Here is a 12,334-nt window from a genome sequence, read left to right on the forward strand (position 1 = left end):
TTCCCCTTTTCATTTTGTACGTTTCGTGATATCCTGTACTTCACGTTCAGATGAAGGAGTTACACGCTGTGAATCAGTATAAAATTGCGTTTGTTTCCCTTGGCTGCGCCAAGAATCTGGTGAATACCGAGCAGATGATGGCCCTGTGCCGGGATGCGGGCCACGAGGTGGTCGCCAACCCCGAGGGGGCCGATGTGGCCGTCCTCAACACCTGTGGCTTTATCGACTCTGCCAAGAGCGAGGCCATTGACAACATCCTGGAGCTGGCCGAGCTGAAAAGCAAGGGCGCTCTGGGCAAGCTGCTGGTGACGGGCTGCCTGTCCCAGCGATACAAGGACGAGCTGATGGAGGAAATGCCCGAGGTGGACGGCGTGCTGGGTACCGGCAGCTACACCGACATCGTCCCCGCTGTGGAGTCCGTCATGGAGGGCGACCAGCCCACCTTCTTCGGCGACATCGACCACACCATTGAGGATGGTGCCCGGATGGTGTCCACCCCCGCCTATACCGCCTACCTGAAGATTGCGGAGGGGTGCGACAACCGATGCTCCTACTGCATCATCCCCTATCTCCGGGGCCGCTACCGCAGCCGGACCATGGAGTCCCTGCTCGCTGAGGCCAAGGAGCTGGCCGACCGGGGCGTGAAGGAGATCATCGTCATCGCCCAGGACATCACCCGCTACGGCACCGACCTCTACAAGAAGCGGATGCTGGGCGAGCTGCTCAAGGAGCTGTGCAAGCTGCCCTTCCACTGGGTGCGGCTGCACTACCTGTACCCCGACGAGCTGGACGACGACCTGATTGACGTCATCGCCAGCGAGCACAAGATCCTCAAGTACATCGACATCCCCCTCCAGCACATCAACGACAGGCTGCTCCGGTCCATGAACCGCCGGGGCACCAAGGCGGAGATTCTTTCCCTGCTGGACAAGCTGCGGGCGCGGATTCCCGGCCTGGTGCTGCGCACCTCCCTCATCGCCGGTCTGCCCGGCGAGGGTGAGGCGGAGTTCGAGGAGCTGTGCGACTTCCTGCGGGAGGCCCACATTGAGCGGGCCGGCATCTTCCAGTTCTCCCCCGAGGAGGGTACCCCTGCCGCCGTCATGCCTGACCAGGTGGACCCCGACACCGCCGCCCGCCGGGTGGAGCTGCTGGTGGACCTCCAGTCCCGCGTGATGGACGCCTTCAACGAGAGCCGCCTGGGCGAGACCTTGGAGGTGCTCTGCGAGGGCTTTGACCCCGACATGGGCTGCTACGCCGGCCGCTCCTACGCCGATTCCCCCGACGTGGACGGCAAGGTGTTCTTCACCGCCGCCGGGCTGGTGCCCGCCGGTACCTTTGTCAACGTGCGCATCACCGGCACCGAGGACGGCGACCTGATGGGCGAGATTGAGGAGGCGTAAGGGATGAATACGGCCAACAAGCTCACCCTCAGCCGGGTAGTCATGATTCCGCTGTTCCTGGTGGTGCTCTATCTGGGCTTCCCCAACAGCCAGTATGTAGCCCTGGCCATCTTTATCCTGGCCAGCATCACCGACTTCGTGGACGGCTACATCGCCCGCCACTGCAACCAGGTCACCGACTTCGGCAAGTTCATGGACCCCCTGGCCGACAAGCTGCTGGTCATGGCCGCCATGCTGTGGTTCGTGGAGACCGGCCGCTTCCCCGCCTGGGCCCTGCTGATTGTCATCGCCCGGGAGTTTGCCGTCACCGCCCTGCGGCTCATCGCCGTGGAGCGGGGGAGAGTGATTGCCGCCGCATGGTCCGGCAAGATCAAGACCGCCTCCACCATGGTGGGCATCTGCGTCATGTTCGTGTTCCCCAATCCGGTGGTGGACACGGTGGTCATGACCATCATTGTCCTCACCACCCTCTACTCCGGCGTGGAGTACTTTATCAAAAACCGGGACGTTATGGACTGGAAGAATATGTGATACAAAAAAAGACCGGCCGCTCAGCTGAGCGGCCGGTCTTTTTATATGACGGATTAGAATGAGGCCACGATGACGGAGAGCACCAGACTGATAAGCCACCACAGGGCAAAGGCGGTGAGAATGGCACCCACCGTGGACCAGAAGGTGAGGGGGCGCACCCGGCGGATGGTCTGGTTATCCGCCACAGGCTTGGCTTGGAGAATGGCTTCCGGGCTTCTGGTGTCGCTGTCCCGTACCACCTTGGCCATGCCGCAGGGGCCAAAGGAACATCTGGCGGCCTCGTAGGCCTTGGAGGCGGGCACGCCCTTGAGCAGGACAGCGGGGAGGTTGGCCACGCACTGCTCCGCCTCGGCCTGAGACATGTGGAAATCCCGGCAGAGGTTCTGGAGCACCATCTTTTCTCCCGGCTGGGCGTCCAGCAGCACCAGGGAGCAGGCGGGGGCGTCGTCGGGCAGCTGGGACAGGGGATAGCCGCAGTGGACACAGGCGGAGGAGAGGTCGGAGATCTCCTTGCCGCACTCAGGACAGCGAATCAGCGCCATATTGCACACCTCTTTTTCAAAATCATTGGAGTGGAAGGGACTCAGTTCTATTTTATCACCGGCTCTGCTGCCGGGCAAGGCGGAGAAGGGGCAGGAGGGCCAGGCCACCCGACAGATAGGCCAGCAGGTCCAGCGGATCGGACACCGAGCCGGAAATCAGAAGGGGGGAGACATACTCCCAAAACAGGCCGCACAGGAGCAGGAAGGCGGCAGCGGGCAGCGCTCTGGTGAGGGGCGGAAGCCGTCCGGCGGACAGCAGCAGGTTGGCCAGGGAGAGAATCATGGCTCCTGCCAGAATGTCGTGGAAGTACCAGGCGAAGAAGCGGCCTGCAGCTCCCGGCAGGCCGGTGAGCACCAGACGGCTGAGCCAGTACAGGGATGCGGTGAGGAGGATGAGAGCCAGCGGAATGGCGTTATCCCTTAGAAAAGAGACATGAGCAGCAGGGCCAGAATAACGCCCAGCATGACCGCCAGCACTGTGCCGCCGAACCCCAGGCCGCCCCGCTTCTCCTCCGGGGCTTCGATAGGGTCCGCCTGGAGCATGGACTCCTGGCTCTGAGCGCTCTCGTCCCGGATGACCTTTACCAGGCCGCAGCTCTCAAAGTCCTTGGCCCGGCGGTAGGCCTCCTCCAGCGTCAGGCCGGAGGCCAGAGCCACGGGCAGAAGGGGGACCATCCGGTCCACATCCTCCTCCGACATGCCGCTGTTGCGCAGGATACGGCGGGTCTCCCAGGGGCTGGGATTGGTGTCTACCAGGATGAGAGAGTAGCCGCCGGGCGTCGTCTGAGCCTTGGGCTGGGCCTGAGCGGCGGAGCCGTCATCTTTCTTCTCCTCCCGCCCCAGCAGCAGGTAGTCAGCGGACAGATGGAAGAGCTCGCACATCTTGCCCACCGCCTCCAGGTCGGGCTTGGTCTGACCGCTCTCCCACTTGCTCACAGCCTGGCGGGACACCCCGAGGGCTTCCCCCAGCTGCTCCTGGGACATGCCTGCCGCCCGGCGGGCTGCGGCAATCCGTTCATTCAGTTCCATAGAGAACCTCCTTCTATTCCAACGTCCGCCGTCCCGCACACCGGGGGATGACGGCCTTTTTTCTGGTTTCAGTGTACCAAAAAGAGGGGGGTTCCTCAAGCGATACAGACTGGAAATCTGTCAACCTCAGGTTGACAAGGGGCAAAAAAGCATCTGAGGAGTGCAAAAAGGGGAGAGAGGTGGAATACTTGACAACTCTTTCCACCCTGTTATACTAATGTCTGTTGACAAACCGGCTTTACCGGCAGGGAGGAGAATGCGCATGGAGACACAGGGAGGCGTTTTGGACCGGGTGTTCCGGCTCAGGGAGCGGAACACCAGCGTAAAAACCGAAGTTGTGGCGGGCGTCACCACATTTGTGACTATGGCCTATATTCTGGCCGTCAACCCCATGATTCTGGGGGATGCGGGCATGGACAAGGGCGCGGTGTTCACCGCCACCTGTCTGGCCTCTCTGATTGCCACCGTATGTATGGCGTTCCTGTCCAACTACCCCTTCGCTTTGTCGGCGGGCATGGGTCTCAACGCCTACTTTGCCTACACTGTGGTCCTCAAAATGGGGTACAGCTGGCAGATGGCCCTGGCCGCCGTATTTGTAGAGGGCGTCATCTTCATCCTCCTCTCCCTGACCCGGGTGCGGGAGGCGGTGTTCAACGCCATCCCAATGTCCCTCAAACACGCCGTCTCGGCGGGTATCGGACTGTTTATCGCCTTCATCGGCATGCAGAACTGCAAGCTGGTGGTGGACGGCTCCACCCTGGTGGAGATGTACAGCTTCGCCGACAACAGAGCCGACTTCTCTACCGTTGGCATCACCGTGGTGCTGGCTATGGTGGGCGTGCTCATCACCGGCATCCTGGTGGTGCGGAAGGTGAAGGGAAATATCCTGTGGGGTATCCTGGCCACCTGGGCCCTGGGCATCCTCTGTCAGCTCACCGGGCTGTATGACCCCTCGGTGCTGGGCAGTGTGCTGCCCGACTTCTCCGGCGGCATCGCCGTACCCAGTCTGATGCCCACCCTGGGCCAGATGGACTTCAGCGCCCTGCTGACCCCCGACTTTGCGGTTGTGGTGTTCGCGCTGCTCTTTGTGGACGTGTTTGACACCATGGGCGGCCTCATCGGCATCGCTTCCAAGGCGGATATGCTGGATGAGCAGGGGCGCCTGCCCCGGCTGAGAGGCGCTCTGCTCTCCGACGCCATCGGCACCACCGCCGGCGCCGTGCTGGGCACCTCCACCGTCACCACCTTCGCCGAGAGCGCCGCAGGCGTGGCCGAGGGCGGCCGCACCGGCCTGACCGCCCTGGTCACCGGCGGCCTGTTCGGAGTGGCCCTGTTCCTGTCCCCCCTGTTCCTGGCTGTGCCCTCCTTTGCCACTGCCCCCGCCCTCATTGTGGTGGGCTTTATGATGACAGCCTCCATCCTCAAGGTGGACTTCAACGATCTGGCCGACGCCATCCCCGCCTTCCTCTGCTTCCTGGCCATCCCCTTCCTGTACTCCATCTCCGAGGGCATTGCCCTGGGCGTCATCTCCTACGTGGTCATCCACGCCGCTGCCGGCCGGGAAAACCGCCGCAGGATCAGCCCCGCCATGTATGTGCTGGCGGTGCTCTTTGTGCTCAAATACGTCCTGATTTAAAGGGACACGCCGCCCTTGACACACCGAAGACGCCGTGATAGTATAATGAACTATACCGGCGGAGGATTCTGCCCGGGCTGAATATCGCGAGGAACGGAAAGAGTAGCGCAGGCCTTACCGGCCAGAGAGGGACCGTCACCGGCTGAGAGCGGTCCCGCGGGAACCCCGCGCGAAGTGCATCCGGGAGCGAGAGGGATGTGGATGCCCTCCGGCTGGCCCCGTCATCGGCCTTTGAGTGAGAAACGAGAGTGGAACCGCGGTTTTTAATCGCCTCTTGTGCCCTTTGGGCACAGGAGGCGTTTTCTTTTATCTCCCGCCGGACAGGCGGATGGACAGGAGGTATTCCATGACCAGACTCGGCGAGACCCTGCGGGCCTATCAGGCCCGTGACCCGGCGGCCCGCAGCCGCCTGGAGATATTTTTGCTCTACCCGGGCGTACACGCCGTCATTTACCACCGCATTGCCCACTGGTTCTACCGGCACAGGCTCTTTTTCCTGGCCCGGTGCGTGTCCCAGTGGAGCCGCTGCTGGACCGGCATTGAGATCCACCCCGGGGCCAAGATCGGCCGCAGGCTGGTCATCGACCACGGCATGGGCATCGTCATCGGCGAAACCGCCGAGATCGGGGACGACTGCCTCATCTACCACGGCGTCACCCTGGGCGGTACCGGCAAGGACCACGGCAAGCGCCACCCCACCCTGGGCAACAATGTGATGGTGTCCGCCGGAGCCAAGGTACTGGGTCCCTTCAAGGTGGGGGATAATTCCCGCATCGCGGCCAACGCAGTGGTGCTCACTGAGATTCCCCCCGATGCAACCGCTGTGGGCGTGCCTGCCCGGGTGGTGCGCATCGCCGGCGAGAAGGTGGATTACGCCTCCAAGGTGGACCAGATCCACGTCACCGACCCGGTGCAGAAGGAGCTCCAGGCCCTGTCCTCTCGGCTGGAGTGGCTGGAGCAGTTCATCGACCAGCAGGCCAAAAACGGAAATCTTTAATCTATAAAAACAAGGAGATATCAGGATATGAAGCTCTACAATTCCCTGTCCCACACCAAGGAGGAGTTTGTCCCCCACGTGCCCGGCAAGGTGTCCATGTACACCTGCGGCCCCACGGTGTACCACTTCGCCCACATCGGCAACCTGCGCTCCTACATCATGGAGGATGTGCTGGAGAAGTTCCTCCGGTACGACGGCTATGATGTGACCCGGGTCATGAACATCACTGACGTGGGTCACCTGGCCTCCGACGCCGACACCGGCGAGGACAAGATGGTCAAGGGCGCCCAGCGGGAGCACAAGACCGTCATGGAGATCGCCAAGTTCTACACCGACGCCTTTTTCTCCGACTGCAAGAAGCTGAACATCAAGTACCCCGACGTGGTCCAGCCCGCCACCGGCATGATCGACAGCTATATCAAGGTCATCACCTCCCTGCTGGAGAAGGGCTACGCCTACCCCGCCGGCGGCAACATCTACTTCGACACCTCCAAGCTCAAGCAGTACTACGTCTTCAACGACCACGACGAGGAGGATCTGGCCGTGGGCGTCCGGGACAGCGTGGAGGAGGACCAGAACAAGCGCAACAAGGCTGACTTCGTCCTGTGGTTCACCAAGAGCAAGTTCGAGGACCAGGCCCTCAAGTGGGATTCCCCCTGGGGTGTGGGCTACCCCGGCTGGCACATTGAGTGCTCCTGCATCTCCATGAAGTACCTGGGCGAGTACCTGGACATCCACTGCGGCGGCATTGACAACGCCTTCCCCCACCACACCAACGAGATCGCCCAGTCCGAGGCCTACCTGGGCCACCCCTGGTGCAAGTACTGGATGCACGTCCACCACCTGAACACCAGCAACGGCAAGATGAGCAAGTCCAAGGGCGAATTCCTCACCGTGTCCCTGCTGGAGGAGAAGGGCTACGACCCCCTGGTCTACCGTCTCTTCTGCCTCCAGTCCCACTACCGCAAGGGCCTGGTGTTCTCCTGGGAGAACCTGGACAATGCCAAGGCAGCATACGACAAGCTGGTGGCCCGTGTGGCCGCCCTGAGCGAGGATGGAGACGTGGACCAGGCCGCCGTGGACGCCGCCAGAGCCGCCTTTATCGAGGCCGTGGGCAACGACCTGAACACCTCCCTGGGCGTGACTGCCGTGTACGACGCTCTCAAGGCCGACGTGAGCGACGCCACCAAGCGGGCCATCATCGCCGACTTTGACAAGGTGCTGGGTCTGGACCTGCTGGGCCGTGCCGCCGCCCTGAAGGAGAAGGAGTCCGCCCCCGTGGAGGGCGCCGAGGAGATCGAGGCCCTCATCGCCCAGCGGGCGCAGGCCAAGAAGGAGAAGAACTGGGCTCAGGCCGACGCCATCCGTGACCAGCTCAAGGCCATGGGTGTGGAGATCAAGGACACCCCCAACGGCGTGGAGTGGAAGCGGATCTAAAACAAAACAGAGCAGCTTTGCCCCCTGGACTGCGGATGCAGTCCAGGGGGCTTTTGTATATCTGTCGTTGACATAAAAAATACAGAGACGGAAAGCACTGGCGGAGAGGCGTTTCCGGGCATGAGACAAAGTGAATGGTACTGAGAATGGATTTTTTTGTGCACAATGCGGTTGACAGAATGAAGCCCGGCGCGTATGATATCATAACGTGATTAAATAATAACGTTGTTAACAGTTAGCAAAGAAAGTTGGTGAGAGATTGGAGCACAGAGAGACAGAACGGGCCCTGTTCCGGGCGCTGCACCGGTTCGGAAAGGTGAACACCGGGCAGATCATCGAGATGGAGGGCCTGACCCAGGGAGAGTTCTTCGGGCTGTCCATGCTGCGGGAGCACCTGAAGGCCCACCCCGAGGGGATGCACGTCCGGGAGCTGGCCCAGTGCACCCGGGTGTCCACACCGGGGGCCTCCCGGATGCTGCGCGCCATGGAGGAGAAGGGCCTTATCGAGCGGCGGATTGACCGGAACGACCGGCGCAACACCTACATTTTCCTCACAGAGCAGGGAGAGGAGGCCTGGAACCGGACGGCGGCGCGGCTTTCCACATTTCTGGACCGTGTTGTGGATAGAATGGGGCTGGAGAACGTCCAGACCATGATTGACCTGTGGAACCAGTTCTCCGACATTCTGGAGGACGAACGAGCAAAGGAGACAGAGCAGTGCTGAAATTGATTCGCTATCTCAAGCAGGTGAAATGGCCTATCCTGGCCATTATGCTCCTGCTGGTGGTGCAGGCCTGGTGCGACCTGAGCCTGCCCCAGTACACATCGGATATTGTGGACATCGGCATCCAGCAGGGTGGCATTGAACACGCTGCCCCCGACCAGATCCGGGATGAGACCATGGAGAATCTGAAGCTCTTCATGGAAGAGGACGACTGGAACAAGGTAGAGGCCGCCTACACCCTGGGTGAGGACGGCATCTGGTACCGGAACAGCGTAAATGAGAGCACCCTGGAGGAGCTGGACGAGGTATTCGGTATGCCCATGCTCATGCTCTCCGCCATGGAGGAGCAGGGCATGGACGCGGCCACCCTCCAGGCCATGCTGACCTCCGGCCAGATGACTCTGGAGCAGCTGGAGGCCATGGCAGACCAGGCCATGGAGCAGTTCGGCAGCCAGTCCGACATGATCGTGGAGCAGAAGGCCCTCCTCTTCGTCAAGGAGGAGTACGCCGCCATGGGCCTGGATCTGGACCAGATCCAGATGAACTATCTGCTCTCCACCGGCGGCAGGATGCTGGGCATCGCCCTGCTGATGGCCGTGGCAGCCATCCTGGTTGGCCTGCTGGCCTCCCGTACCGCCGCCCAGCTGGGTATGAGCCTGCGGGGCGATGTGTTCAAGACCGTCATGTCCTTCTCCAACACCGAGATTGACAAGTTCTCCACCGCGTCCCTCATCACCCGCTCCACCAACGACATCCAGCAGGTGCAGATGGTTGTGGTGCTCATGCTGCGCATCGTCATCTACGCCCCCATCCTGGGTATCGGCGGCATCATCAAGGTGGCCACCACCCACACCGGCATGGAGTGGATTATCGCCGTGGCCGTGGGCTCCGCCCTGGTGCTGGTGGCTCTGCTCATGAGCCTGGCCCTGCCCAAGTTCAAGCGGATGCAGACCCTGGTGGACAAGATGAACCTGGTCTCCCGTGAGATCCTCACCGGCCTGCCCGTCATCCGGGCCTTCAGCCGGGAGAAGCACGAGGAGAAGCGCTTTGACCTGGCCAATCTGGACCTGAAAAAGACCCAGCTGTTCACCAACCGGGTCATGACCTTCATGATGCCCATGATGATGCTGCTGATGAACGGCGTGTCCATCCTGATTGTGTGGAACGGCGGCCACGGCATCGACGCGGGCACCATGCAGGTGGGCGACATGATCGCCTTTATCACCTACACCATGCAGATCGTCATGTCCTTCCTCATGATCGCCATGATCGCTATCTTCCTGCCCCGGGCCAGCGTGGCCGCCGGACGTATCGACGAGGTGCTCCAGACCAAGCCGGTCATCCGGGACAAGCGGAAGGTGAAGGACAACACCAGGGAGCAGTGGCAGGGCGTGGTGGCCTTTGAGGACGTGTCCTTCCGCTACCCCGACGCGGGCGCCGACGTGCTGGAGCACATCACCTTCACCGCCCAGCCCGGCCAGACCACCGCCATCATCGGCTCCACCGGCTCGGGCAAGTCCACCCTCCTGAACCTGATCCCCCGGTTCTTTGATGTGAGCTACGGCCGCATCACCATGGACGGCGTGGACATCCGGGATCTGTCCCAGCACAAGCTCCACGAGCTGCTGGGCTATGTGCCCCAGAAGGGCGTGCTCTTCTCAGGTGACATCGAGTCCAACCTGAAGTTCGGCGGCGCGGACATCACCGACCAGGCCATGGAGGAGGCGGCGGAGATCGCCCAGGCCAAGGAGTTTATCGACTCCAAGCCCGACGGCTACCAGACCCCCATCGCCCAGGGCGGCACCAACGTGTCCGGCGGCCAGAAGCAGCGGCTGTCCATCGCCCGGGCCATCGCCAAGAATCCCAGAGTATTCCTCTTTGACGACTCCTTCTCCGCACTGGACTACAAGACCGACGTGATCCTCCGCCGGGCCCTCAACGAGAAGGTCAAGGACGCCACCGTCATCATCGTGGCCCAGCGTATCTCCACCATCCTCCACGCCGACCAGATCGTGGTGCTGGACGAGGGCAAGATCGCCGGCATCGGCACCCACGAGGAGCTGATGAAGAATTGTCCCACCTATCAGGAAATCGCAAGAAGCCAGCTCTCCGCAGCTGAGTTGGGAGGTGAGGGAGCATGAACGAGACAAAACACACTCCGCCCCGCAGGGGCCCCATGGGAGGCATGGGCCACGGCGGCATGCGGCCCGGCGAGAAGGCCAAGGACTTCAGGGGCACCATCGGCAAGCTCCTGGCCTACATGGGCCGGTACAAGATCGGACTGCTCTTTGTGCTCCTCTTCGCGGCGTGCTCCACCGTGTTCAACATCTTTGGCCCCAAAATCCTGGGCAACGCCACCACCGAGCTGTTCAACGGCCTGGTGGCCAAAATCAGCGGCACCGGCGGCATCGACTTCGGCCGCATCGCCCAGATCCTCCTCTTCCTCCTGGGCATGTACCTCATCGCCGCCCTCTTCGGCTCCATCCAGGGCTGGATTATGAGCGGCATCGCCCAGAAGATGGCCTACCGCATGCGCCGGGATATCTCGGAAAAGATCAACCGCATGCCCATGAAGTACTTTGAGTCCCGTACCGTGGGCGAGGTTCTCTCCCGCATCACCAACGACGTGGACACCATGGGCCAGAGCCTCAACCAGAGCATCACCCAGCTTATCACCTCGGTGACCATGATCATCGGTGTATTCATCATGATGCTCACTATCAGTCCCCTGATGACCCTCATCGCCGTCATCATCCTGCCCGTGTCCATGCTGCTTATCAGCATCGTGGTAAAGCACTCCCAGAAGTACTTCAAGGCCCAGCAGGAGTACCTGGGCCACATCAACGGCCAGGTGGAGGAGTGCTACTCCGGCCACAACGTCATCCGGGCCTTCAACCAGGAGGAGACCGTCAAGGCCAGATTTGACGAGACCAACCGCATCCTGTTCCAGTCCGCCTGGAAGAGCCAGTTCTTCTCCGGTATGATGCAGCCCATCATGAACTTTGTGGGCAACCTGGGCTATGTGGCCGTGGCCGTGTCCGGCAGCATGCTGGCTGTGGCCGGGGTCATCAAGGTGGGCGACATCCAGGCCTTCATCCAGTACGTGAAGAACTTCACCCAGCCCATCACCCAGATTGCCCAGGTCTCCAACATGCTCCAGTCCATGGCCGCCGCCGCCGAGCGGGTCTTTGAGTTCCTGGACGAGGAGGAGGAGACCGCCGACCCCGCCCAGCCCGCCTCTCTGGCCGACGTGAAGGGCGGCGTGGACTTTGACCACGTCCACTTCGGCTACAACCCCGACAAGATCATCATCAACGACTTCTCCGCCCACGTGGAGCCGGGCCAGATGGTGGCCATCGTTGGCCCCACCGGCGCGGGCAAGACCACCATGGTCAAGCTGCTCATGCGGTTCTACGACGTCAACTCTGGCGCCATCCGGGTGGATGGCCACGACGTGCGGGAGTTCCGCCGGGCCGACCTGCGGGAGACCTTCGGCATGGTGCTCCAGGACACCTGGCTGTTCAAGGGCACCATCATGGAGAACATCCGCTACGGCCGCCTGGATGCCAGCGATGAGGAGGTCATCGCCGCCGCCAAGGCCGCCCACGTCCACCACTTCATCCAGACCCTCCCCGGGGCCTACCAGATGGAGCTCAACGAGGACGCCACCAACATCTCCCAGGGCCAGAAGCAGCTTCTGACCATCGCCCGGGCCATCCTGGCCGACAACAAGATCATGATTCTGGATGAGGCCACCTCCTCGGTGGATACCCGAACCGAGCACCTCATCCAGGACGCCATGGCCAACCTGATGAAGGGCCGCACCAGCTTTGTCATCGCCCACCGGCTCTCCACCATCAAGAACGCCGACCTCATCCTGGTGATGAAGGACGGCGACATCGTGGAGCAGGGCAACCATGAACAGCTGCTGGCCAAGGGCGGCTTCTACGCCGGCCTCTACAACTCCCAGTTCGAGGACGTGGGATAAACAGACAAAACGCCCGCCGCGCAGATGCGCGGCGGGCGTTTTCTGTATAT

Annotated in this window: 11 protein-coding genes; 8 read left to right on the forward strand and 3 right to left on the reverse strand. The window is 61.8% G+C overall.

All coding sequences use genetic code 11. The features are described from left to right. The first annotated feature begins 50 nt into the window (after positions 1–50). The gene (gene rimO, locus ACOX7T_RS10055; RefSeq protein WP_433442348.1) at positions 51–1,400 is read left to right on the forward strand and encodes a 30S ribosomal protein S12 methylthiotransferase RimO; all 1,350 of its coding nucleotides are present in this window, start codon (positions 51–53) and stop codon (positions 1,398–1,400) included. 3 nt (positions 1,401–1,403) lie between these two features. Then, positions 1,404–1,931 (forward strand): CDP-diacylglycerol--glycerol-3-phosphate 3-phosphatidyltransferase, encoded by a 528-nt coding sequence (pgsA, locus tag ACOX7T_RS10060; RefSeq protein WP_433442350.1) that lies wholly within the window; start codon positions 1,404–1,406, stop codon positions 1,929–1,931. Positions 1,932–1,984: 53 nt separating this feature from the next. Here pgsA and ACOX7T_RS10065 read toward each other — a convergent pair whose 3' ends face one another. The 3 genes from ACOX7T_RS10065 to ACOX7T_RS10075 all read right to left on the reverse strand — a co-directional run bounded on the left by ACOX7T_RS10065 (position 1,985) and on the right by ACOX7T_RS10075 (position 3,502). Then, positions 1,985–2,473, reverse strand: a complete 489-nt coding sequence (locus ACOX7T_RS10065) for a zinc-ribbon domain-containing protein (RefSeq protein ID WP_433442352.1) — start codon at positions 2,471–2,473, stop codon at positions 1,985–1,987. Positions 2,474–2,528: 55 nt separating this feature from the next. Beyond that, positions 2,529–2,828, reverse strand: a complete 300-nt coding sequence (locus tag ACOX7T_RS10070; protein WP_433442354.1) for a hypothetical protein — start codon at positions 2,826–2,828, stop codon at positions 2,529–2,531. Between the two features lie 65 nt (positions 2,829–2,893). Next, positions 2,894–3,502: a helix-turn-helix domain-containing protein gene (locus tag ACOX7T_RS10075; RefSeq protein WP_433442356.1), complete on the reverse strand. Its 609-nt coding sequence runs from the start codon at positions 3,500–3,502 to the stop codon at positions 2,894–2,896. Between the two features lie 262 nt (positions 3,503–3,764). Between ACOX7T_RS10075 and ACOX7T_RS10080 the strand changes: the two genes are divergently transcribed. The 6 genes from ACOX7T_RS10080 (at position 3,765) to ACOX7T_RS10105 (ending at position 12,284) form a co-directional block, all read left to right on the forward strand. Next, entirely contained in the window at positions 3,765–5,138 is a 1,374-nt protein-coding gene (locus tag ACOX7T_RS10080; RefSeq protein WP_433442358.1) for an NCS2 family permease, read from the forward strand. A 328-nt stretch (positions 5,139–5,466) separates the two neighbouring features. Further along, complete coding sequence (epsC, locus tag ACOX7T_RS10085; protein WP_433442359.1) at positions 5,467–6,135, forward strand: serine O-acetyltransferase EpsC; 669 nt, start codon at positions 5,467–5,469, stop codon at positions 6,133–6,135. Between the two features lie 27 nt (positions 6,136–6,162). Beyond that, a complete protein-coding gene (gene cysS, locus ACOX7T_RS10090) occupies positions 6,163–7,572 on the forward strand; it encodes a cysteine--tRNA ligase (RefSeq protein ID WP_433442361.1) in 1,410 nt (469 codons plus the stop codon). A gap of 259 nt (positions 7,573–7,831) precedes the next feature. Further along, complete coding sequence (locus ACOX7T_RS10095) at positions 7,832–8,296, forward strand: MarR family winged helix-turn-helix transcriptional regulator (protein ID WP_433442363.1); 465 nt, start codon at positions 7,832–7,834, stop codon at positions 8,294–8,296. Then, positions 8,290–10,437 (forward strand): ABC transporter ATP-binding protein, encoded by a 2,148-nt coding sequence (locus tag ACOX7T_RS10100; RefSeq protein WP_433442365.1) that lies wholly within the window; start codon positions 8,290–8,292, stop codon positions 10,435–10,437. The genes ACOX7T_RS10095 and ACOX7T_RS10100 overlap by 7 nt, the downstream gene beginning before the upstream one ends. 35 nt (positions 10,438–10,472) lie before the next feature. Beyond that, positions 10,473–12,284, forward strand: coding sequence for an ABC transporter ATP-binding protein (locus ACOX7T_RS10105; RefSeq protein ID WP_433442441.1), 1,812 nt, complete (start codon positions 10,473–10,475; stop codon positions 12,282–12,284). Positions 12,285–12,334: the final 50 nt, after the last annotated feature.

Origin of the sequence: Pseudoflavonifractor sp., from assembly GCF_050943825.1 — a bacterium.
Lineage (GTDB): Bacteria > Bacillota > Clostridia > Oscillospirales > Oscillospiraceae > Pseudoflavonifractor.